Source organism: Flavobacterium album (genome assembly GCF_003096035.1).
Classification (GTDB): Bacteria; Bacteroidota; Bacteroidia; order Flavobacteriales; family Flavobacteriaceae; genus Flavobacterium; species Flavobacterium album.
The window spans coordinates 3,899,035-3,921,737 of the sequence record NZ_CP029186.1 but is presented as its reverse complement, the minus strand read 5'-3'; the positions used below and the strand labels follow the sequence as shown (position 1 = coordinate 3,921,737).

The window sequence follows — 22,703 nt, the reverse complement described above, 5'->3', positions numbered from 1 at the left end:
ATATAAACAGTTATATAATTGAAAACCCTAACTTAAAATTTTTTATTAGTATATTTTTTGTAAGACAGTAAAATGAATAGGTTTATAATCAGGTTCGCCTGATTAAGAAAACGGAATATAGCGGATTTTGTTGTGGCAAAAACAGGGCTTCCTGCTGCACACTGAAAGGAAGGCTTTGGAAATAATAAACCGTAATAAAATTATGAGTTTGCTCAGGTAATTTTATTACGGTTTATTTGTTGTGACCACGATGGGATTCGAACCCATACGCCTTGCAGCACCACCCCCTCAAGATGGCGAGTCTACCAATTTCTCCACGTGGCCGGTAGTACTTTAAATAAAAAAAGTTAAGCTTGCATTTGGCGGCTTAACTTCTTGTGACCCGGCTGGGATTCGAACCCAGGACCCCATCATTAAAAGTGATGTGCTCTACCGGCTGAGCTACCGAGTCGTAGCATTAGGAAATGTAAGGTTTTGTGACCCGGCTGGGATTCGAACCCAGGACCCCATCATTAAAAGTGATGTGCTCTACCGGCTGAGCTACCGAGTCATTATTTGTACCTTATTTCATTCCCTGAATGCGGGTGCAAATATACGGATGTATTATTAATTATTCAAAGCTAAATTATTATAAATTTGAGTTTTTTTTGATTAAATTGTTCAACGCCTTAATTTATAAGGGCTTATTACTATGAAAAAGATATTGTTATGCGGATATATGGCTTCCGGTAAAACCACGATCGCCCGTTTATTGGGCAAAGCGGCCGGTATGCCGGTCCTCGATCTTGATGAGGTTATCGAGAAAAAGACAGGTAAAAGCATTCCGCAGCTCTTTTCGCAAGACGGTGAGATCGCATTTCGCCGTTTGGAGCATGACAACCTCAAAGAACTGCTTGCAGAAGAAGATGCCTTTATCCTTTCGCTTGGAGGGGGCACGCCTTGCTATGCCAACAACCATTTATTCTTACAGCGCGATGATGTAGTATCGGTGTACCTGAAAACAGGGATTGAAGAGCTTGTAAACCGCCTGCGCCATCAGGGCAAGGAACGGCCCCTTCTCGAAAAGCTGCCGGACGATGAACTGCAGGAATATGTAGCTAAGCACCTTTTTGACAGGAGCTATTATTACCATCAGGCAAAACATGTGGTAGTTACCGATGGCAAATCTCCCGAAGATGTAGTTAATGAGATAATGAGCCTGTTTTAATCTTCAAGGTAAGCATATTGATCGTTATCTGTGATAACGACCTGTACGCGCTCCCGCAACGATGTAGAGAGCGATAGCCCTTTAAAATCGGCTTTTACGGGATATTGCTTATGGTTCCGGTCGACCAGTACAGCGGTTTTGAATTTTTTGAGGGGCACGTCAAGAAAATGCTTTACACCATAGATCAATGTTGTGCCGCTGTTCAGTACATCGTCTACCAGTACGAGCGCTTTATTTGTATAGTCTTCCGGTGGGAGGGAGGTCTGCACTTTTTCCAAAGGCTTTTCCTTATTCACGGTCACTTCACACAAGATAACTTTTAAAGGCGCTATTTTATCCAGTTCAGCCGCTATCATTTTGGAGAAAAGGTAGCCGTTGCTGGCAATACCGGCAAGCACAACTTCGGTCTCATCAGGAAATGTCTCATAGATCTGGTAGGCAATACGCCTGGTTTTATGTGCTATTTCCTGTTGTGTGAGTATGATATTTTTCATTGGGTTGTATTGGTTTAAAGATAAAGGCAGTTGTTAGTTGGCATCCGCCTCAAAATCATCGTCAAAGTCGTCGCCATAATCGTCAAGGTCGCGGCGGTCTTTTTTGGTGGGCCTTCCTGTCCCTTTGGCACGGTAATGCTCTTTTGTAAGCCGCAGCATTTCAAGGTGCTCAAAAGACTCCGGCGGGGTTTCGTCCTTCCGGTAAATGTCCACCAGCTTCGGGCCCACCCGGCTTTTGGGTATATCAAGGACCGTGAGTATATAATTGATCTGGTCACGGCGCACAGTGATCTTATCCGAAGGGAAAATGTCCCGCGAAGCTTTGGCCTGCTGCCCGTTTACTGTAACGTGGCCTTTTTGTATCGCCTGTGTAGCAAGGCTGCGGGTTTTGTAGTAGCGTGTGCACCACAAATATTTGTCGATTCTCATACTAATTCTTAAAAATCGTTGTTATAATGCCATACAAAAATAAATGAAAATTGTATCTTGCGCCATTAAAAAAATTAAAATGAATAGATTTTTAAAGGCTTTTGGCCTTCTTTCAATAATTACCCTCTTTGCAGCCTGTAAAAAAGACGATGGTGTCAATGTAGTGCCGCCAAGGGATTATGCCGTACAGTATGCTACTGAGAAAGTTGACATAGAGAATTACCTGAAAACACATTATATGGTCGTTAATCCGACCACCCTTGATGCTACCTTTTTTGCGATACCCGAAGGCGGGACCCAAACTTCTATATGGGAGCAGACGGAGTATCCTTTACGTAACAAGATCGTAAATAGCAACAATGTTGATTATACCGTATATTACCTGATGTTCAATGAAGGTACAGGCGAGTCGCCTACCAGGGCCGATAATGTGCTGGTTGCTTATAGCGGTACCATATTTTCGGGCCTCCAGTTCGATTCGCAGCCCTACCCGCAAACCCTTTCGTCCCTTGCTGGTACTATCCTGGGATGGCAGGAAATAATACCGTTGTTTAAGACAGGGCAATATGTAGATACTAACCCGAATGATCCCCCTACTTTCCAGAATTACGGAGCTGGTGCCATGTTCCTCCCTTCAGGGCTGGCCTATTATAATTCGACACCTGCATCGGGGGTTTCGGCTTACGATTCGATGATCTTCACTTTTAAATTTTATGCTCTTGAATACACCGACATAGATGGCGATGGTATCCTGAATAAATATGAGACTGTTGATGGTGTAGATATAAAAGATTATGATACCGATGGCGACGATGTGCCAAACTATCTTGATACCGATGATGATGGCGATGGGCACTTTACAAAGTATGAGATAATGATACCTGATTCAAGCCCTGCGGCATATTATTCGTTTGATCAAATACCACCCTGCTCCGGCGGGACGCTGAAAAAGCATTTGGATCCTTCTTGTTGGTAATGAAGGAATAAATTATAACAGAAATCCCGGTGTCGTTGGCATCGGGATTTTTTGTGCATTACAGCTAAACAAAAAATCCCGCTCATAAGAACGGGATTTATATCTATAAATAAGGAATAAAACTATTTCCTCTTTATCACTTTTTCAGCAGCTTCAACAATAGCCTGGTTGTTCAGCTTGTATTTATCCATAAGCTGTGCAGGTGTACCACTTTCGCCAAAACTGTCGTTCACGGCAACGAATTCCTGCGGGGCAGGGGTGTTCAATGCCAATGTACGGGCAACGCTCTCCCCAAGGCCTCCAAGGATGTTGTGCTCCTCAGCAGTAACCACACATCCTGTTTTGGCAACCGATTTCAGGATAGCTTCCTCATCAAGGGGCTTAATGGTGTGAATGTTGATCACCTCGGCAGAAATGCCTTTTGCTTCCAGTGCCTCAGCAGCAACCAAAGCTTCCCAAACCAGGTGGCCAGTAGCAATTATGGTCACATCGGTACCCTCATTTAGCAATACAGCCTTACCGATTTTGAATTCACCGTTCTCGGGCGTAAAGTTCGGTACCGACGGCCTTCCGAAACGTAGGTAAACCGGCCCGTGATGCTCGGCAATAGCTATGGTAGCAGCTTTCGTCTGGTTGTAGTCGCAGGTATTGATAACGGTCATGCCCGGAAGCATTTTCATTAGTCCGATGTCTTCAAGTATCTGGTGGGTTGCACCGTCTTCGCCCAGGGTAAGCCCCGCGTGCGATGCGCATATTTTCACGTTTTTGTCAGAGTACGCAACCGACTGGCGTATCTGGTCGTATACCCTTCCGGTAGAGAAGTTGGCGAACGTACCTGTAAAAGGTATCTTTCCGCCGATAGTCATACCGGCAGCCATTCCTATCATGTTCGCCTCGGCAATACCCATCTGGAAAAAACGCTCCGGGTGGTTCTTTTTAAAATCGTCCATTTTAAGCGACCCGATAAGGTCGGCGCAAAGGGCAACAACATTTTCGTTAGTCTGCCCAAGTTCGGTAAGGCCTGCGCCAAAACCCGAACGTGTATCTTTATTTCCTGTATTTGTGTATTTTTTCATGAAATATTTCAGATTGTAGATTTCAGATTTCAGATTGCCACTCATACTTTAATATTCCGAACTGATCCGGCAGGAGTGAAGCTCAATCTGAAATCTGAAATCTGAATTCTTAAATCTATTAATAATCTCCCAAGGTTATCGCATTCTGTGCAAAAGCAAGTTCAAGCTGCTCATCGTTCGGCGCTTTTCCGTGCCATGCGTGGGTATGCATCATATAGTCAACGCCGTTGCCCATTTCGGTATGCAGCAATACGCAAACCGGCTTTCCTTTTCCGGTACGCGCTTTGGCTTCGGTCATGCCGGCAATGATGGCCTCAATATTGTTCCCCTGCGGTATCTCTACAACCTCCCACCCAAAGGCGATGAATTTTGCGCTAAGGCTTCCCATCGGCAGCACATCGTCTGTTGGGCCGTCAATTTGTTTTCCGTTAACGTCAATTGTAGCAATGATGTTATCTACTTTATAAGCCGAAGCATACATTATAGCTTCCCAGTTTTGCCCTTCCTGGAGCTCACCGTCGCCATGCAGGCTGTAAACAAGGTGGTTGTCGCCATTAAGTTTTTTGGTTTGCGCAGCGCCAAGAGCAACGCTTAGTCCCTGTCCGAGGGAGCCTGAAGCAACGCGCACACCAGGAAGCCCTTCGTGGGTTGTTGGGTGCCCCTGAAGCCTGGAGTTGATAAGGCGGAAGGTAGCCAGCTCTGCTACAGGAAAGTAGCCGCTGCGGGCAAGCACGCTGTAAAATACAGGCGAAATGTGGCCGTTGGAAAGGAAAAACAGGTCTTCATTGATGCCGTCCATGTCAAATCCTTCTTTGCGGTCCATCAAAACCTGGTAAAGCGCTACCAAAAATTCAGTACATCCCAGCGAACCGCCCGGGTGGCCTGAGTTTACGGCATGCACCATGCGAAGGATATCCCTTCGTACCTGTGTAGTTAAATCGTTTAGTTGTTGGGTGTTAGGCTTCATTTGTCAGATTAAAATTAAACTTGCGCAAAAGTACTTTTAATTTTCACGACTGGCAAATTAATTTGGGCGTGCCGGCTCCGCAAGCTACGACGTCGGGCCATCCGCTCTATCTGCTTCGTGCCTCAGCAGGATGTCGCTTCTGTCCCTCACGCGAGCTTCACTCGGATGAAAAGACTTCATGATATATGCAGATTGTTTTTTTTAATGGTTTTTCAGAATTTTCATTGAAATGATTATAGGCAGGTATCGAATAAAGTGGCACACCCGAGTGAAGCTCAATCTAAAATCTACATTCTGAAATCTGAAATCCACATAAAAAAAACTGTTCGATAAGCAACTTGCGCCTATAGAACAGTTTCGGAATATGTGGTAGTTTTTCTTAAGGGAAAGGCTATTGGAAAATAGAAAGTATTTCTTTCTTTGCCTTGCCTAATTTCTGCTCAAGTTTTCCCCACATTTCATCGTCTTTGCCTTCCTCATATGTCAGATCATCATCTGTAAGTTCGGCATATTTCTGTTTCAGTTTACCTTTGAATTCGTCCCAGCCACCCTGGATCTCCGTTGAATTTGGCATAATGTGTAATTTTATTAGTTGCTTTCTGTATTGTAAAATTACACCATGATTTCCCAAATTGATGGTAAAGCAATCTTAATTAAATCACAAACATGACTACTTACTGAAACGGTGCAGCGTATAGGTCATGGAAGTAAGGAGGAAGAAAGCCACTACCTGGTGCGCCAGCCCCAGCCATAGCGGAACCCGCAGCAACAACGTGAATACTCCCAGTGTAAACTGAATGAACACGATCAATATAAGTGCATTCAATCCTTTTCTTTGCTGGGCATTGGCTGTGCTTCTTGCGGTAAAGTAGAGATATACGATCATTGCCACAACTATATACGCCATGGTGCGGTGCACAAATTGCACACCACTCTGGCCTTCAGTGAGGGCCAGCAGGATTGTTGGCTTCTCTATAAGAACGCTGTCGTGTACCAACTGCCCGTCGCTCATAAGCGGCCAGTGGTTGTGTATTAGCCCGGCATTAAGGCCCGCAACGAATCCGCCGTAGATGATCTGAAGTAATAAAATAGCAAGTGCAATCCTTCCAATGCGGCGCAGTTTGTGGTTTACAGTATGCCTTTCGGGGTAAATCAGGTCGAGCGCTACCCAAAGCGTATAGGCGAAAGTTATAAATGCAAACGTAAGGTGAAGCGAAAGCCTGAAGTGGCTCACATCCGGGTTGTCTACCAAGCCGCTTTTCACCATGAACCATCCGAAGAATCCCTGCAGGGCACCCATGCCCAATAGGATAAGGCATTTTTTTATAGTGCTCCCGTCCAGTTGCTTTCTTATCAGGAAATAGATGAAAGGTACGATAAAAACAATGCCGATGATGCGCCCAATAAGCCTGTGAAACCACTCCCAAAAATAAATGAACTTGTAGTCGTCAAGGGTAAAGTCGTTATGGATGTTGATCTTTTGGTATTCGGGAAACTTTTTGTATTCCTCAAATGCAGCACTCCACTTTTCTTCACTCATAGGAGGGAAGGTGTCAGTAACCAGATGCCAGTCGGTCATCGAAAGGCCCGAATTTGTCAGGCGCGTGATACCGCCAACCACTACCATTATAAAAACAAGGATACAGCCTGAAAGCAGCCACCATATCACAGCGTTATTGCGTTTCATATCTTAGTTGTTTTGAATTTTCAGGCCCATATTTTCCGCTTTAGCCATCATGAAAGCATGTGCCGACTCATAATCATTATGTATTTCCCCCTCCAGTATTGCTTCTTTAATAGCTTCCTTTAAAATCCCGATCTCACGCCCCGGAGTAAGCCCAAATGTTTCCATGATCTCCTCGCCGGTAATGGGCGGCTGGAAGTTGCGTACATGGTCGCGTTCTTCAACCTCTACGATCTTCTGGCGCACGATCTTAAAGTTGTTATGGTATTTTTTGAACTTATTCGGGTTCTTGGTCGTAATGTCGGCTTCGCATAGTGTCATAAGGCTCTCAATATCTTCACCGGCATCAAACACCAGCCTGCGTACAGCCGAATCGGTCACAATGTCCTGCGACAATACAATAGGGCGAGAGCTCAGCATCACCATTTTCGATACGAACTTCATCTTCTGGTTCAGCGGCATGTGCAGGCGCTCAAACAGCTTTTTCACCATCTTGCCGCCAACAAACTCATGCCCGTGAAAGGTCCAGCCTACTTTTTTGCTGAATTTCTTCGTAGGCGCCTTGCCAATATCGTGCAGCAGTGCAGCCCAGCGGAGCCATACATCTTCGGTGTTTGGCGCTATATTGTCAACCACCTCAAGTGTGTGGTAAAAATTGTCTTTATGGGTCTGGCCTTCCACTTCCTCAACACCCTGTAGGGCGGTAAGTTCCGGAAGGATGATGTGCAACAAGCCGGTTTGATGCAGCAGCTTAAAGCCTACAGAGGGCACAGCAGCCGACAGTATTTTGTTCAACTCATCTACAATACGCTCACCCGAAATTATTTTGATACGCTCCTTGTTCCTTTCAATAGCAGTAAGCGAATCTTCCTCAATGGTAAAGCCCAACTGTGTGGCGAAACGTATGGCGCGCATCATGCGCAGCGGATCGTCGCTATAGGTAATATCCGGATCTAATGGCGTACGGATAATCTTGTTGCGAAGGTCTTCAACGCCATTGAACGGGTCAACCAATGCACCGAAGTCTTTTTCATCCAGTGAAAGCGCCAGGGCATTGATGGTAAAGTCGCGACGGTTCTGGTCGTCTTCCAGCGTGCCGGTCTCCACCTGCGGGTTGCGGCTGTTCTCGGTATACGACTCCTTGCGGGCGCCAACAAACTCAATATCAATTTCCTCAAAACGCAGCATTGCAGTGCCATAGGTTTTGAATACCTGCACTTTTGGCTTTTTCGGTAAAAGGGAAGAGACCTTTTCGGCAAGGTCGATGCCGCTTCCTACAGCTACGATGTCAATATCTTTTTTGAAATCGCGCTTTAGCAACAGGTCACGTACAAACCCGCCGATTACATAACTTTTTACGTTAAGTTCTTTGGCGGCCTGCGAGGTAATGCTGAAGATCTTATTATTTAGGGCTTCTTTATATGAAGTTTTGTTTTCCATCAGGGGCGTATCACTTTCACCTGCAAATCGTTCCCCAGCTTAATGATGGTGGAAGGTTTTGCGGCGATCTTTTCACGGTGCAAATTTACGATATAGTCTACGCCGTCCAAAATATGATGGTCTATTTCTTTAAAAGAATTTGGGGTAGGGCTGCCGCTGATATTCGCTGAAGTAGACACTAAAGGCTTTTTCATGCGTTCCATGAGCTTGTAGCAAAAAGGCTCTTTTACCACCCTTACGCCAAGGGTTTTGTCTTCGGCAATGATATTCGGGGCCACATTGCGCGGGTTATCCAGTATCAGTGTTGTAGGCTTTTCAGACAAGTCGAGTATCTGCCAGGCCACTTCAGGTATTTCCTTAAAAACATTATGCATCATGCGGTCGCTGTTCATCAGCACGATCATGCTTTTGCTTTCCTCGCGCTGCTTTAGGGCATATATTTTTTTTACGGCCTCGGGATTAGTCGCATCACAGCCAATGCCCCACACGGTATCAGTAGGATAGAGAATAATGCCGCCATTTTTTATAGCCTCAAAGGCATTGTGTACTTCGGTATTTATATCGGGTGTGCTCATTTGTAATTGTTTAGTGTTTCAACCACTTTCTTTATTTCTTCATCCGTCATCACCGGGCTTACCGGAAGGCTCAAAACCTCCTCATGTATCTTCTCGGTTATCGAGAACGATTGATGATGCAGTTGCGGGTACGCTTCCTGCCTGTGTGGCGGGATAGGGTAGTGGATCAATGTCTGTATGCCGTTATCCTTTAAATAATTTTGCAGCCTGTCCCGTTCTTTAGTACGGATAACGAACAGGTGCCATACATGCTCTTTCTCATTTTCGGGAAGCTGCGGCAGTATGATCTCAGGGTTGGTTATATTGTCCAGGTAAAATTTCACCACCTCTTTTCGCCTATCATTCTCTTGGTCAAGGTAGTGCAACTTTTCATCCAGAACGGCTGCCTGTATCTCATCCAGCCTTGAATTCAGTCCCTGCAACTTATTCACATACTTCTCTTCCGAACCGTAATTGGCCAGTGTGCGGATCGTTTTTGCCAGTTCATCATCATTGGTCGTAACAGCGCCGGCATCGCCCAGCGCGCCAAGATTCTTGCCGGGATAAAAGCTAAAGCCCGCTGCATCGCCAAGGTTGCCGCTTTTTATTCCGTTCCATTCAGCCCCGATGGCCTGGGCGTTATCTTCAATTATTTTCAGGTTATGCTTTTGTGCCAATGCCTTCAGTTCCTCCGAAAATATAACACGCCCATACAGATGCACAATCATTATGGCTTTGGTCTTCGGTGTAATGTCGGCTTCTATTTTGGCAATGTCGATATTATAAGTGTCAATGTCCGGCTCTACTAAAACCGGGGAGAGGCGGTTATCGGTAATGGCCAGCAACGAGGCAATATACGTATTTGCCGGGACAATCACTTCGTCGCCTTCCTGCATTACACCGAGTTCCATATAAGCTTTCAGGATCAGGCGCAATGCATCAAGCCCGTTGGCAACCCCAATGGCATTCCTGCAGCCAATATAAGCGCTAAGATTTTTCTCGAACTGCTTTACTTCATCGCCCAGCAGGTACCAGCCGCTCCTGAACGCTTTAAGCAGGCGTGCCTCAATTTCCTGTTGGTGCAGGAGGTTTATTTTTTGCAGGTCGAGGAATTTTATCATGCCAAAGACAGTTTAAAGGTCGGTGATCTTATAGCCGCCCATTTCTTTTATCCTGAACTTGTTATGGTATACATACAGGTTGATGATCCTTTCCGAGATATACCCGAAAACCCTTCCCTGTACAGCGTCAGTCGGCACTTCGATCCTTTTTTCCAGTTCAAATAGTATGGAGAAAAGCCATTTGTGGTAGGCAGCCCACTTCTCTTTGGTAGTAACCATCATGTTGCCCATGTGGAAATTGTGCCCGTTGTCAAGATAGTCCACAATGCTTTGGTCGTATTCAGGATAAAGCTCCCTGATGATCTTCATGGTTTCTTTCCAGTCCGATTCCCGGTGCCCGCCCTGCGCATTGTAATATGATTCCGAAAGCCCTTCTTTCATGTGGTAGGGGCGCAGCATAATGCAATCATGGTCTTTCATGATCGCGGCTACTTTCTTAGCGGTCTTTTCAGCAGAAGCCTTTCCGGTAGGGGACGCTTTGAATTCCTGCTCCGTTGCCTTTTTCTGCCGCGAGGGCTTAAAAGTGAACAGCGGCGGGAAAAAATTGAAATACCTCCTGTAATGGCAGATGCCTACATAGTTGGCATCGGTTATGTTCTTATCAATCCAGTAGGATGCCGTAAGTTCGCAAAAGCTGCTGTTCTTTTGCGTGATGTTATCCCCGGTGTTGTCACGTGCAATGCCATCATAAATGGTCTCGCCTTTGCCTACCTGAATCGGGATAAACACTTCATTAATTACAGGCGGCTTGCCTTTGTGGGTAACTACGAATATCTTAGTTCTCATTGAATTCTTTTTTTATGGCAGTGAGTGCAGAGGCAATGATCTGGTGCATGTCATAATAACGGTATTCTGCCAGGCGCCCGCCAAATATGGTGTTGGGCTGCTGTTTTTTCAGCTCGCTATACTTTTGGTAGATCGCCTGGTTCTTATCATCGTTTATGGGGTAGAAGGCTTCTTTGCCGGGCGTCCACTCGTCGGGGTACTCCTTCGTAATGACCGTCGATGGCTGTGTGCCAAACTCAAAGTGCTTATGCTCTATGATGCGGGTATAGGGAACTTCCTTATCATTATAGTTAACCACCGCATTCCCCTGGTGGTTAGCCACTGGCAATATCTCGTTCTCAAAGCGCAGTGAACGGTAATCCAGCTGCCCGAACTCATAATTGAAATATTCATCCACCTTGCCGGTAAACACGATCTTATCGGCCAGGCCTTCCCATTTTTCCCTTTCCTCAAAAAAATCAATATCCGTTTTACATTCTATTCCTTCCAACAGGCCGTCTATGATCTTATTGTAGCCGCCTTTCGGGATGCCCTGGTAGGTGTCGTTAAAATAATTATTGTCAAAGGTAAAACGCACCGGCAGCCGCTTTATGATAAAAGCAGGCAGCAGCGTTGCGCTCATTCCCCATTGCTTTTCGGTATATTCTTTTATAAGGGTTTCGTAAATATCCTTCCCCACCAGCGATAGCGCCTGTTCCTCAAGGTTCTGCGGGTCGGATGTCCCGTATTCAGCTATTTGCTCATCGATCTTTGCCTGCGCCTCTGCCGGGGTTATCGTTCCCCAAAGCTGGTAAAAGGTATTCATATTGAAAGGCAGGTTGTACAGTTTGCCCTTAGACAGCGACAACGGCGAATTCCTGTAATGGTTGAATTCGGCAAATTGGTTCACGTAATCCCAAAGGCCTTTATCGTTGGTATGAAAAATATGTGCGCCGTATTTGTGCACATTGATGCCCTCTACATTTTCGCAATATACATTGCCGCCCAAATGGTCGCGCTTGTCTATCACGAGGCATTTTTTTCCCCTTTTGGAAGCTTCATGCGCAAAAACGCTTCCAAAAAGCCCCGAACCCACTATAACGTAATCATATTTGTCCATTTGGCGAAATTATGCAATATTTTTTTAAGTTTTGGCGAACCGCCGTCACAAAGAAAATATTACCTGCACATGAAATTCAAAATTATCTTAACTTGCACCGCATAAAAATCAACATCTTCCAACATGAAAAAAATACAGGTAGGCTTTCTTGTGTCGTATGATTATAAGCTGATTAAGTTCGCATTGCCGCCTATATATTCTGAGAGCGATACCATTTTCCTGGCTATCGACAAGAATAAGAAAACCTGGAACGGGGAAAGTTTTGATATCGACCCGTCTTTTTTCGAATGGATAAAAGCCGTAGATACCGACAATAAGATTGTCATTTATGAAGATGAGTTTTACGTGCCGGAACTCAGCACTATGGCATGTGAAGTAAGGGAACGCAAGATGCTGGCCGAAAAAATGGGTGTTGGCAACTGGCTTGTACAGCTGGACAGCGACGAATATTTTTATGACTTCAAATCGTTTACCGACTTCTTAAGGTCAAAGAACCATTTCCTGAAGGAAGGGGCCGAAAAGATACAAATATGTGCCTTCAAGGTGAACCTGTATAAATATGTAGATGAAGGCGTTCTCTATGTAGATAAGCTAGATAAGTTCATGGTGGCCTCCAACCACCCGGGTTATAAGGTGGGCCGCCACTGTAAATGCAGGTCCGTTTATACCAACAGCATCGCGCTGCACGACTGCCTTTCGAGGGAAAGGGGAGAGCTGGTGCAGAAGCTGGAAAACTGGGGCCACAATACCGATATAGACAAAGAGGCTTTTATGAAAAAGTGGGATATGGTGAACAAGTCGAACTACAAGCAGATCGAGGGCTTCTTTTACCTGAACCCGATGCATTGGAAAACGCTGGAGTTCATGCCGGGCAAAACCATACAGGAGCTGTTGGAGAACTTTAAGCGCTCGGGTAAGCTGAATGTTCCTTCCTTCTTCCTTCTTAAAAAGAATTTCGGGCAGTGGTTCAAGTTTTTGTTTAAAAAATAAGATAATCTTGCAGCTTCGAGCGTACTCGGTAAGCATGAAGAACGAAAATGCCGCATTTCGACTGCGCTCAATCTGACATTTTCGTTCGGCTTTAGAATATTTTCGGTTGTAACGTATTAAGCATAAAAAAAAGGCCCGGTGTGTTTAGCATCGGAGCCTTTTTATATCTCTTTAATTATGGCATTGCTTTGTTTACCGCTGCCTTAAGCTCTTCGAACGATATCAGGTTGAGGTAGCCCTTTCGGTCTTTGGCAAATACATCGAACTCATAAAAAGGATTGCTGTTAGGTGTAGCTATGCTGTTGCCTATAGCATGTTTTTTAGCAATTACGCCCACGCCCCAGTCACTGTCTACACAGCAGGAGTAGACTGATGATTCGTGCCTCCATTTTACAAATCCCTTCCAGGTGGTGCCGTTCCATTGCACGCCTGCTGGGGAGTGCTTGTAATCGTAATCTTCCCGGGCATGCCATTCTGTTGGCGGGTTGCAGTCGTGCAGCACGATAAAGCCGTCATCCTTAATATACTTCAGGGAGTTGATGATGTCACGGTCTACCTGCTCTGCAAGGTGAAGGCCGTCAATGAAGATCGCATCGAACAAAATATCCTTATCGAGAACTTCGCCCTTTTCCAGCTTTGCAAAAAAATCATCGCTGGGAAGCTGGAATCCATTAGGGTTGCCTGCAAAATCAACTCCCGGGTCTACGCCATATTTTTTATCAGCTTTTACATGGTTGTGGTTATCATTCAGGTTGCGCACGCCAATTTCAAGGTAGGTCGTTTCGCGGTTCAGTTTCGATAAAAGGAAGTTAATAATATCGCTGCGGGAAGGCTTTTTATTCAGTTCGTCGCGTCCTTTTTGCTGCGCGTCCTTAAATATAGGATCGTTCAGAACCTTTTTGCCTTTAGTAAAATATTGCTCTATTATCATAGTGTGTTATTTATATCGTAATGTTACTTGCGGTACAGTTCCAGATAGGCATGAGCGGCTTTGTCCCAACTGAAAAAAGCTGCCCTTGCTTTTATTTTTTCAACATAACTGCCCGGACTGGCATGATAGCGCTGCAGGTTTTGCAGTACGAAATCCCTCATGTATCCCGGATCGAAATTTTCCCAGTAAAAAGCAGCATCCCCGCCTATCTCGGGCAGCGACGACAGGTTGCTTAAAAATACCGGCTTACCAAAGTACATAGCCTCTATCGGCGGAAGCCCAAAACCTTCATTAACAGACGGAAACAGGAACGCGGCGCAATTGGCCATGTAGAACCGCTTGCCTTCCTCGCTCACCTTTCCGGTAAGGAATACCCTGTCCTGAAGGTTCTTTTGATTAATGTAATCCTTTATTTCCTGCCCGTAGCTTTTGTCGTTATTCCCTGAGATGACAAGATTATAGCCATCGGTTATTTCGATCATTTTTACCAGCGCCATAAAATTCTTGCGTTCCAGGAAGTCACCAAGGCTGTAAAAAAATGGCTTATCCATAGGTGCCTGTGGTGTATAGCCTTCATAATTTAACGCTGAAGCAACAGGGTTCCCATTATAGATGATTACTTCCTCCACCTGCGGGACCCGGAAATGCGTGTGCACCTGCTGCCTGGCAAAGTCGGAAATATAGGTTATTACATCGGCACGCTCCAGCTTGTCCTTAAAAAGCTTCACGTTTTTCTGCCTGTCTGCTTCATTCCCCTGTTCCATAAAAATTACGTCATGCACAGTAAGGATGTATTTTTTAGGCGCAGAAAACGGCTCTACTTTCGTGTTTTGGTTCATGCTGTGCCATACATCGAATTTCCCGCGTATCCTGAAAAAGGCATGACGCTGCAGGCTGGTGTATTTTTTATATTTGAATATGTCCTTAAACTCATCCTGTGCCTGTTGCGGATCTTTCAGGTTCAGGCAGATCTCCAGGTCTGTCAGCGGCTTTTTCGCGATTGCTTTGATGAGCTCATAATTGAAAGTGCCCAGTCCGCCGGCGCGGTTCTTCATATTGTGTGATTCCAGGAAGACAGATCTCATGTAATTCTTTTATAGGATTATCAATTCCGGCAGGTCCCGCTATTGTTTTAATTTATAAATGCCAAGCGCTTTTTTGAGCGACTTGTTAAACAGTACCCAGTTTACGTACAATCCGTTCTTAAAGCTGGTCCACCACCACTGGCTGTGCGGCAGTATGTCCCGGCTTATAGTTGATGCCATGGCACCGGACACGATAAAATCGTTCTTTACATCGTCCCATTTGATGTTGCCGTAGCCGTCGAACTCGTTCACTTTATTTTTCTCGTGGATGATCGACATCCATAAGCGTTTGTCGGTAACCTGCTTTACCCGGGTTTCTTTTTTCCAGTGGTTATGGTCGTTGGCCCAAACGGTCGTCGGGTTGTCGTTTTTCTCGATAAGGCTAATGAACGGGTTGAAGATGTGCTCTTTCTTGCCCAGCATGATCACGGGCTTTATCTGTAAAGAATAGCCTTTTATTACATCGATGGCAAGGTAATCCTGTTTGTCAAATTGTTTTTGCACTTCGTCGATGAAGGTGTTCCGTATGCAGTCGTCATTATCAATGCGCGAAGTGATGAGGTAAGGCTTTCCGGTAGCTTCTGTTGCGATGAGCTTTTGGATCTCAGGGTAAAAAGCAGGCATCCCTTCAATATAAAACAGCCTGATGTTGGGCTGGTTCCCGATGATAGCGGCAATTTTTTGCTTATAAGTATCAGGTGTGGTTATGTCAAAATAAATAAGCCATTCAAAGTTCCTGTTCACCTGTGCCGCCACAGAAGGGAAGCAGAAATTCTCGAACAGCCAAAGCCTGTGTTCCAGCCACTCATCCGTCAGAAGGGATTCGTTGTTCTTGGTAACATCCCACTTGGGGTTTTTCAGGTTGAAGCGCGTGATGAGGTAATGGTTGAACATAAAGCGGGTTATGGTTAATTATACGATCTGTTTTATTTTTAACCACATAGATACATAGGCCTAAAAGAACCTTTAAGTGATGCTTAAGAACACATAGATGAAGCGACGCTTCACCTATGTGAGTATACACTTTCTTTAAAACGCTATGAAACCTATGTTCCTATGTGGTTGGATATTTCAGCCAGATACTTAATCCGGTAAAAATAGCGCAATTATTTGAAGTGTAAAATGCAAAATGGTTACTTTTGTACAAAATTTGCAATTGTAGATGAATAAAACCATCCATCCTGAATTCCTTCCGCAAACACAAGAGATAACACATATTATCGACAATTTTGATACCGAAGGCGTTCTGTTCATCGACGGCAAGCGCAACAGGATAAAGCTATTTCCGCTGGGCAGTATGACGGTAAATGTCAAATCGTTCAAAGTGCCCAACATCCTCAATAAATTAGTGTACCGTTTTTTGCGAAAAGGCAAGGCACAGCGCTCTTATGAATTTGCAAACATCCTGCTTTCAAAAGGTATTGGCACCCCGCAGCCCATTGCTTATTTTGAAAACAAGGGGCCTTTGTCGCTAAAGGACAGCTATTATATGAGCGAGCAGCTGGAAGCCGACCTTACATACAGGCAGCTGATAGAGATTCCTGATTATCCGGAACACGAGATCATCCTGCGCCAGTTCACGCAGTTCACCTTTAGGCTGCATGAGCTGGGAATAGAATTTCTCGACCATACACCGGGCAATACACTGATAAAAAAGACCGGCCCTGAGAAATATGAATTTTTCCTGGTCGACCTGAACCGGATGAACTTCCATAGCAGCGCTATGACACTGAAGCAAAGGGTAATCAATATGGCAAAGCTCACTCCCGAGATCCGCCTTGTGGAAGTAATGAGTGATGAATATGCCAGGCTTTACGGCAGCCCATACAGTGAAGTACTGGCAATGATGGTAAAGTATACGGAATATTTTGCCAACCGCTTTCACCGCAAGCGCCGCCTTAAGGAAAAGCTTGGCCTCAGGAAAAAGACAAAATAACTATCTTTGTGCAGTAAAAGGTGCTTAGGTGCTGAGGTGCTTAGTTCCTTAGTTTGCTAAGTACCTAAGAAATTAAGAATCTCAGAAAAAAAATGAAAATATCAGTAGTAGTAAGTACGTATAATGCAGAACGCTGGCTGGAGAATGTCCTGATAGGGTACAGCAACCAGACCTATAAAGATTTTGAGCTTATTATTGCCGATGACGGTTCGCGGCCGGCTACAAAAGAGCTGATCGACCGCTATGCCGCTGATTATCCCGTTCCTGTACGCCACCTTTGGCATGAGGACAAAGGCTATCGCAGGCAGGAGATACTGAATATTGCCATTATAGAGGCGGCCAATGAGTACATCATCATGACCGATGGCGACTGCATTCCGCGTAAGGATTTTGTAGAGATACATGCAAAATTTGCCGAGAAGGGGAAATTCCTTTCAGGTGGGTACTGCAAGCTCACCATGAAAACAAGTGAGGCCATTACCAAAGAAGATATCCTCAACGAAAATTGCTTTGATGTAGACTGGTTGAAAAAACAGGACAAGCTGGGCTTTTCGCAGGCGCTGAAATTATCTGCGGGCCCTGTATTAGGTGCCGTGCTCGATACGGTGACTACTACAACACCTTCGTTCAATAACTGTAACTCATCAGGTTTCCGTGAGGATATGATAGCGGTGAATGGTTATGATGAAAGAATGAAATATGGCGGTCCTGACCGTGAGTTTGGCGAACGTCTTGAGAATTTTGGCGTGAAAGGCAAGCAGATACGCCACAAGGCCGTATGCTTGCACCTTGACCATGCACGCGGTTACAAAACGCCGGAATCATTAGCGGCCAACCTTGCCATCCGTAAAGAAGTTAAAGAGAAAAAGATAAAATGGACACCTTATGGCATTGTGAAGGAGCCGGGCGTTACTGTTGAGTAATTTTTAAGTTCCCACTACGCGAGTCATTGCGAGGAGGCACGACGAAGCAATCTTTCTATGAAACGGACGCAGAAGAAAATAAAGATCGCATGTTCAATATGCTCTAAATAGGCATATGCTGCTTAACATTCAGTTTCAGGAAACGTAGCAGCTTGTCCTTAAACAATTCCGGCTTCAGCTTTTGATATAGTTCGAGTGACTTTTCCTTGAATTCCTTCGGGTGCCTGTCGCCATAAATTTCCGGGAAAAAGTCCTGTAGGTGCACTGCCATGTGCGTTTCATCATCGTTGAGCATGCTCCACGATCCTTTGTTGATCCACGGGGAAAATATGGTAAATGTAGGCACACTAAGCGCTTTGGCCATATTCACCGCGCCGCCTTCATTACCTATCAGCGCATCGCATTGCGAGAGTACTGCCATAAATTCGCGCAATCCCCTTATATACAGGTCGAATAATATCCTTTGCTGTGTTTCGGGGCGGCACAGGTTGTAGATCTCGCGGGCCTGATCCACTTGTTTAGGGAGGTAATTAAAAAGCAGCTGCGCATTGCTGTTCTGTACAATAGCATCTAATATGGCCGCCATTTCAGGTGCCGGCATGCTCTTTATTTCGTCACTTCCCAGTACGCTTATCATGATCACGGGCAACGACATATCAAGGCTTGCTTCAAGTACTTTTTTTGCCCCGGCCACTTCGCTTTCGGAAAGGTATATCTTAGGGTACACTACCGGGTGTTGTTGTCCTGTAAGGGCTTCTGCAAGCTGCATACGGTGTACCAGTGCCGAGTTGGGCGCTTTCCAGTCGGGCGAAATAGTCTTGTCGTAAAAGAAAGAGGTATACCATTTTTTATAGCCTATCCTTGTTTTTGCACCCGAGAATAGTGTAATGATGCCGCTTTCCCATTTGTTATACGCATCGATAACCGCATCGTATTTGGATTTTCGGATTGACAGTGCAAAGCGGAACAAGGCCAGACGGCTTTTGCGGTATTCTTCCTTAAAGACAATGATGTTGTCTATATTAGGGTTGTTCTCAATTACCGGTTTGGTAAAGTCGTGCACCATATAATCTACTTGCGATGCCGGGCAGTTTTCTTTCAGTGTATTGCAGATAACGCTGCTGGCCAGCACGTCTCCAATCATTTTCTGCTGGATCACTAATATCTTTTTGCCTTCGCCGGCATACATTTCTTTGAGGTACACATAGCGCATGTACACATGGTGCCCCAGTATGGATGCAATTTCATAGCCGCGCCTGCCATTTACAAAACCGAATTTCAGGACATAATACTTAAAGAAGCGGAAAGCCGGGCGCACCGTAAAATGAAAAATATTCGGCCTTATGCCATCTTTATGAAATTCTTTTGCCTTCAGTTTTGAATATTGGAGCCTTTTCTGCAAAAAGTCTTCCTTGTCCTTAAAGGAGTAGTGGTGTATGGCATGCTTTAGTACACGGCTTTTGCCGTTGATGCTCAGCTGTTCGTGCACAAGCTTATCGGAATAACGGCACAGCGACTTCCGGAAAACCCTTGCGGTCCTGTCTTCGTTAAAGCTGTTGTTTACAAGCGGCCTGCCCTGGTAGTAAAAAATACGCTTTACCCAGAAAGCGGCTTCTTCAGGATTGCTGTTTACCGTAGCAACGATCTCTTCAATGCCTTGTTGGGTAACCCTTTCGTCGGCATCAAAAAAAACCACCCATTCGTTGTTAGCCAGGTCTATGGTATAATTACGCTGTGAGGAAAAATCATCGAAAACACGCTGGTAGAACCGCACATGGGGGAATTCTTCCTTTATGATTTGTGGCGTACGGTCGGTACTGAAAGAGTCCACAACAACGATCTCGTCGGCAAACGACATGTTTTGCAGGTACTCCCTTATATTATGTTCTTCGTTAAAAACAATTGCGAGGGCAGATATTCTTGTGTTGAGTTCACTCATAAGCTATGGTTAAACCGCTACGTCATATTCCCTTAAAGCGTTATTGAGCGAAGTTTTCAGGTCGGTTGAAGGCTTGCGCTTCCCAATAATAAGGGCGCACGGCACCTGGTATTCGCCTGCAGCGAATTTTTTGGTATAGCTGCCCGGTATCACAACACTTCGTGCAGGCACCACACCTTTCATTTCTATCGGCGTATCGCCTGTAACGTCTATAATTTTTGTGGAGGCAGTCAGGCACACGTTAGCGCCAAGCACCGCTTCGGCCTCTACGCGAACACCTTCTACCACAATGCATCTGGAGCCGATGAAGGCACCATCCTCAATGATAACGGGTGCGGCCTGGAGCGGTTCTAATACGCCGCCAATGCCCACACCGCCGCTCAGGTGTACGTTTCTGCCTATCTGTGCGCAGCTGCCTACGGTGGCCCAGGTATCTACCATGGTGCCCTCGTCTACATAAGCGCCGATGTTCACATAGCTTGGCATCAGGATCACGCCCGATGATATGTAGGCTCCATGGCGGGCTACGGCATTAGGTACCACACGAATGCCTTTTTCGGCATAGCCGCGCTTTAGCGGCATTTTGTCGTGGTACTCAAATATACCGGCCTCAAGGGTTTCCATCTTCTGGATAGGGAAATACATCACCACTGCCTTTTTCACCCATTCGTTTACCTGCCAGCCGCTTTCTACAGGTTCGGCAACCCGAAGTTTCCCGGAATCTAAAAGTTCGATAACCTCGCGTATGGCATTGGTAGTTGTTTCATTCTGTAACAGCGACCTGTCATTCCAGGCAGCCTCTATAATAGGTTGTAAGGCGTTCATAGCAAAAAGTATGTTTTCGGCAAAGATAACAATCCGTAATTATTATGGATGCCAAATTTCACGGAACAAAGTACAAATATTTTTCAATGTACTGTCTCGTTTTTGTTATATTTTTTTATCTTTATGGTAAACAGCACACAATGAAAGACAACTTCTCTCCAAGCGAAAATATACCGATAAATAAACATTTAAATAAATTATTTTATGAATGAAGGGTTTAATATCAATCCCAAACTTATCAAAGAAAGTGAATTACCTAAATTGACAGGAGAAAGCTATTTTGCTTATTTGGATTCTATTGAGAAAATTATGGGAGAATTACATATAAGGTTCGACTGTATCAATATTAAGGATGCTCTTCAGGTAAATATTAATAATGAAACCATTTTAAATTTTCCTTCAATAATTATTGATGTTCGTGGAAATTATTCAAAACTTATTGATAAATTCGGAACGGATTTTATTTATGGAATGGAGAGTGATTGGATGAAAATTCAAACAAATATAAGAGAAACAGATATTTTACAACAACAATTTTTCAATTTTCAATTAATAGGCGAAGAGCCTATGGGTAATTATGATTTAGAAAATATAACACTATTTGAAAACCTTTCCGAAATCGAGCAGGAAAAGATTAGGGAAATAGTTTCCGCCACCCAAATAAGTAGTACCCCAAGAAAACAAAATAAAGCATTTTTGGAGAATATTAATTTGAATAGTTTCAGTCATGTTAATATATATAATGTGGGACAGGGTAATTGTAATGCATTAGTAAGCGGTGATAATATACCTTTACTTTATTTCGATGTTGGCGGGGGATGTAATGCCAATAAAAAAACTTTTCCTTTTGGATTTAAGTTATGTTTTTCTAATCAACCCAAAGTAATACTTTCACATTGGGATTTAGATCATATATGTTTAGCTTTCGACATAAATAACTCAGACCTTTTAAATACTGAATGGTTAGTTCCAAAACAAAGGCTAAGTAATACAGCGATTAAATTAGCTACTGCTTTATTACGGAATGGAAATTTACTATGTTGGAATAATTCAGATAACTTTATTGACTTTTCAAATCACAGAATAGTTAGGTGTTCCGGCAATATAAATAATAAGAACAATTCTGGGCTGGCTTTATTTGTTCACTATGGAAATAATGAGTATGTTTTATTATCTGGGGATGCAAAATTTTTAAAAATACCTTATCATCCTTCAAAAACAATTATAGGAATAACAGCTAGTCATCATGGTGCAAATGGAAGTGTTGACGGTGTGCCATATGCCAGTAAACCATCAATGTTGGCATATTCATTTGGGCTTGACAACACTCATAAACATGCTCATTGTAATGCTAGAAGAAAATATGTTTCAAATAATTGGAATCATCTAGAAACTATTAGAGGAAGCATTGCCTTAAAAGAAAATTTGATAACAGCGACTGCTCCGTGTTCGGGCTTATGTACATTAAATATTTCACAAAGCTATTAAAATGAAAGACAACTTCTCCACACAGGCGCAAACCTATGCTAAATTCCGGCCCGACTATTCCCATGAGATCATTGATTATATAATTTCCTTAGTCCCTCAAAAAGGCCTTGCCCTCGATGTAGCTACAGGCAATGGGCAGGTAGCAGCAAAGCTTGCAAAGCACTTTACAACGGTATATGCGACAGACATCAGCGATAAGCAGCTGGAAAATGCTGCTACTGCCGATAATATTATTTATAAGAAAGAAAGGGCAGAGCATACCTCTTTTAATGATAAAATGTTCGACCTTATAACAGTTGCTCAGGCCATCCACTGGTTTGATTTTGATGCTTTTTATAAAGAAGTGTACCGTATTCTTAAACCGGATGGGCTATTCATAGTTATGGGTTACGGCCTTTTTTCCACCAACCCTGAGAGCGACCGCATCATCCGCCATTTCCATCAAAAGACATTAGGCGACTACTGGGATCCGGAGCGCAGGTATGTAGACAAGGATTACGAAACCATCCCTTTTCCGTTCGACGAAATTGAAGCAAAACAATTCTCTGAGACCTTTACATGGACGTTTGAGCACCTTATTGGCTATATCGACTCGTGGTCGGCAGTGCAGCATTATATCAAAAAGAACGGCAGCAACCCGGTCGACCTCATTCGTGATGAATTAAAAGAATCATGGGACAAAAGCGATGGCAAGGCTGTTTTTCTGTTACTTTTGCGGGTGGGAAGGCTAAAAAAATGAAAGCAGCCCGATGT

The 22,703-nt window shown here is 44.3% G+C and carries 23 protein-coding genes and 3 tRNA genes; 7 read left to right on the top strand and 19 right to left on the bottom strand.

The window, feature by feature from the left end; all coding sequences use genetic code 11:
• Positions 1-242 precede the first annotated feature (242 nt).
• The 3 genes from HYN59_RS17595 to HYN59_RS17585 form a co-directional block, all read right to left on the bottom strand.
• Positions 243-324: transfer RNA gene (locus HYN59_RS17595), tRNA-Leu, on the bottom strand.
• A 54-nt stretch (positions 325-378) separates the two neighbouring features.
• A tRNA-Lys gene (locus HYN59_RS17590) sits at positions 379-451 on the bottom strand.
• A gap of 26 nt (positions 452-477) precedes the next feature.
• Positions 478-550: transfer RNA gene (locus tag HYN59_RS17585), tRNA-Lys, on the bottom strand.
• 141 nt (positions 551-691) lie between these two features.
• Between HYN59_RS17585 and HYN59_RS17580 the strand changes: the two genes are divergently transcribed.
• Positions 692-1,207, top strand: coding sequence for a shikimate kinase (locus HYN59_RS17580; protein WP_108779533.1), 516 nt, complete (start codon positions 692-694; stop codon positions 1,205-1,207).
• Here HYN59_RS17580 and HYN59_RS17575 read toward each other — a convergent pair.
• Positions 1,204-1,701 carry a phosphoribosyltransferase family protein gene (locus HYN59_RS17575; RefSeq protein WP_108779532.1) on the bottom strand — a complete coding sequence of 166 codons (498 nt, stop codon included), beginning with the start codon at positions 1,699-1,701 and terminating at the stop codon, positions 1,204-1,206. The genes HYN59_RS17580 and HYN59_RS17575 overlap by 4 nt on opposite strands.
• A 33-nt stretch (positions 1,702-1,734) precedes the next feature.
• Entirely contained in the window at positions 1,735-2,130 is a 396-nt protein-coding gene (locus HYN59_RS17570; RefSeq protein ID WP_108779531.1) for an RNA-binding S4 domain-containing protein, read from the bottom strand.
• A gap of 79 nt (positions 2,131-2,209) precedes the next feature.
• Here HYN59_RS17570 and HYN59_RS17565 point away from each other — a divergent pair, with 79 nt between their 5' ends.
• Positions 2,210-3,106 (top strand): FKBP-type peptidyl-prolyl cis-trans isomerase, encoded by an 897-nt coding sequence (locus tag HYN59_RS17565; RefSeq protein ID WP_108779530.1) that lies wholly within the window; start codon positions 2,210-2,212, stop codon positions 3,104-3,106.
• Positions 3,107-3,228: 122 nt separating this feature from the next.
• On the opposite strand, the gene HYN59_RS17560 is transcribed toward HYN59_RS17565, so the two are convergent.
• From HYN59_RS17560 to glf, 9 genes are all read right to left on the bottom strand, one after another.
• Positions 3,229-4,182, bottom strand: coding sequence for a transketolase family protein (locus tag HYN59_RS17560; protein WP_108779789.1), 954 nt, complete (start codon positions 4,180-4,182; stop codon positions 3,229-3,231).
• 118 nt (positions 4,183-4,300) lie between these two features.
• Positions 4,301-5,149, bottom strand: a complete 849-nt coding sequence (locus HYN59_RS17555) for a transketolase (RefSeq protein ID WP_108779529.1) — start codon at positions 5,147-5,149, stop codon at positions 4,301-4,303.
• 391 nt (positions 5,150-5,540) lie between these two features.
• Positions 5,541-5,723, bottom strand: a complete 183-nt coding sequence (locus HYN59_RS17550; RefSeq protein WP_108779528.1) for a CsbD family protein — start codon at positions 5,721-5,723, stop codon at positions 5,541-5,543.
• A gap of 96 nt (positions 5,724-5,819) precedes the next feature.
• Entirely contained in the window at positions 5,820-6,836 is a 1,017-nt protein-coding gene (locus HYN59_RS17545) for a COX15/CtaA family protein (RefSeq protein WP_108779527.1), read from the bottom strand.
• Positions 6,837-6,839: 3 nt separating this feature from the next.
• Positions 6,840-8,273, bottom strand: a complete 1,434-nt coding sequence (locus HYN59_RS17540; RefSeq protein WP_108779526.1) for a CCA tRNA nucleotidyltransferase — start codon at positions 8,271-8,273, stop codon at positions 6,840-6,842.
• A complete protein-coding gene (locus HYN59_RS17535) occupies positions 8,273-8,848 on the bottom strand; it encodes an L-threonylcarbamoyladenylate synthase (protein ID WP_108779525.1) in 576 nt (191 codons plus the stop codon). Before HYN59_RS17535 ends, HYN59_RS17540 begins: the two co-directional genes overlap by 1 nt.
• On the bottom strand, positions 8,845-9,948 hold the full coding sequence (locus HYN59_RS17530; protein WP_108779524.1) for a DegT/DnrJ/EryC1/StrS family aminotransferase: 1,104 nt from the start codon (positions 9,946-9,948) through the stop codon (positions 8,845-8,847). Before HYN59_RS17530 ends, HYN59_RS17535 begins: the two co-directional genes overlap by 4 nt.
• Positions 9,949-9,960: 12 nt before the next feature.
• Complete coding sequence (locus tag HYN59_RS17525) at positions 9,961-10,734, bottom strand: DUF4422 domain-containing protein (RefSeq protein ID WP_108779523.1); 774 nt, start codon at positions 10,732-10,734, stop codon at positions 9,961-9,963.
• Positions 10,724-11,833 carry a UDP-galactopyranose mutase gene (gene glf, locus HYN59_RS17520; RefSeq protein ID WP_108779522.1) on the bottom strand — a complete coding sequence of 370 codons (1,110 nt, stop codon included), beginning with the start codon at positions 11,831-11,833 and terminating at the stop codon, positions 10,724-10,726. The genes HYN59_RS17525 and glf overlap by 11 nt, the downstream gene beginning before the upstream one ends.
• Positions 11,834-11,956: 123 nt before the next feature.
• Between glf and HYN59_RS17515 the strand changes: the two genes are divergently transcribed.
• Complete coding sequence (locus HYN59_RS17515) at positions 11,957-12,823, top strand: hypothetical protein (RefSeq protein WP_108779521.1); 867 nt, start codon at positions 11,957-11,959, stop codon at positions 12,821-12,823.
• A 175-nt stretch (positions 12,824-12,998) separates the two neighbouring features.
• Here the strand turns inward: HYN59_RS17515 and HYN59_RS17510 are convergent, their stop codons facing one another.
• The 3 genes from HYN59_RS17510 to HYN59_RS17500 are packed head-to-tail and all read right to left on the bottom strand — an operon-like array spanning position 12,999 to position 15,733.
• Positions 12,999-13,754, bottom strand: coding sequence for a class I SAM-dependent methyltransferase (locus tag HYN59_RS17510; RefSeq protein WP_108779520.1), 756 nt, complete (start codon positions 13,752-13,754; stop codon positions 12,999-13,001).
• Positions 13,755-13,777: 23 nt separating this feature from the next.
• On the bottom strand, positions 13,778-14,839 hold the full coding sequence (locus HYN59_RS17505) for a glycosyltransferase family 4 protein (protein ID WP_108779519.1): 1,062 nt from the start codon (positions 14,837-14,839) through the stop codon (positions 13,778-13,780).
• 39 nt (positions 14,840-14,878) lie between these two features.
• Positions 14,879-15,733: a glycosyltransferase gene (locus HYN59_RS17500; RefSeq protein ID WP_108779518.1), complete on the bottom strand. Its 855-nt coding sequence runs from the start codon at positions 15,731-15,733 to the stop codon at positions 14,879-14,881.
• 268 nt (positions 15,734-16,001) lie between these two features.
• Here HYN59_RS17500 and HYN59_RS17495 point away from each other — a divergent pair, with 268 nt between their 5' ends.
• Positions 16,002-16,775 carry a lipopolysaccharide kinase InaA family protein gene (locus HYN59_RS17495; protein ID WP_108779517.1) on the top strand — a complete coding sequence of 258 codons (774 nt, stop codon included), beginning with the start codon at positions 16,002-16,004 and terminating at the stop codon, positions 16,773-16,775.
• Positions 16,776-16,867: 92 nt separating this feature from the next.
• On the top strand, positions 16,868-17,698 hold the full coding sequence (locus HYN59_RS17490) for a glycosyltransferase family 2 protein (protein WP_108779516.1): 831 nt from the start codon (positions 16,868-16,870) through the stop codon (positions 17,696-17,698).
• Positions 17,699-17,801: 103 nt separating this feature from the next.
• On the opposite strand, the gene HYN59_RS17485 is transcribed toward HYN59_RS17490, so the two are convergent.
• Both HYN59_RS17485 and HYN59_RS17480 read right to left on the bottom strand, forming a co-directional pair.
• Positions 17,802-19,637, bottom strand: a complete 1,836-nt coding sequence (locus tag HYN59_RS17485; protein WP_108779515.1) for a glycosyltransferase family 9 protein — start codon at positions 19,635-19,637, stop codon at positions 17,802-17,804.
• A gap of 9 nt (positions 19,638-19,646) precedes the next feature.
• Positions 19,647-20,462: a 2,3,4,5-tetrahydropyridine-2,6-dicarboxylate N-succinyltransferase gene (locus HYN59_RS17480; RefSeq protein WP_108779514.1), complete on the bottom strand. Its 816-nt coding sequence runs from the start codon at positions 20,460-20,462 to the stop codon at positions 19,647-19,649.
• A 204-nt stretch (positions 20,463-20,666) separates the two neighbouring features.
• Between HYN59_RS17480 and HYN59_RS17475 the strand changes: the two genes are divergently transcribed.
• Both HYN59_RS17475 and HYN59_RS17470 read left to right on the top strand, forming a co-directional pair.
• Complete coding sequence (locus tag HYN59_RS17475) at positions 20,667-21,950, top strand: MBL fold metallo-hydrolase (protein WP_108779513.1); 1,284 nt, start codon at positions 20,667-20,669, stop codon at positions 21,948-21,950.
• A 1-nt stretch (position 21,951) separates the two neighbouring features.
• The gene (locus HYN59_RS17470; RefSeq protein ID WP_108779512.1) at positions 21,952-22,689 is read left to right on the top strand and encodes a class I SAM-dependent methyltransferase; all 738 of its coding nucleotides are present in this window, start codon (positions 21,952-21,954) and stop codon (positions 22,687-22,689) included.
• Positions 22,690-22,703: the final 14 nt, after the last annotated feature.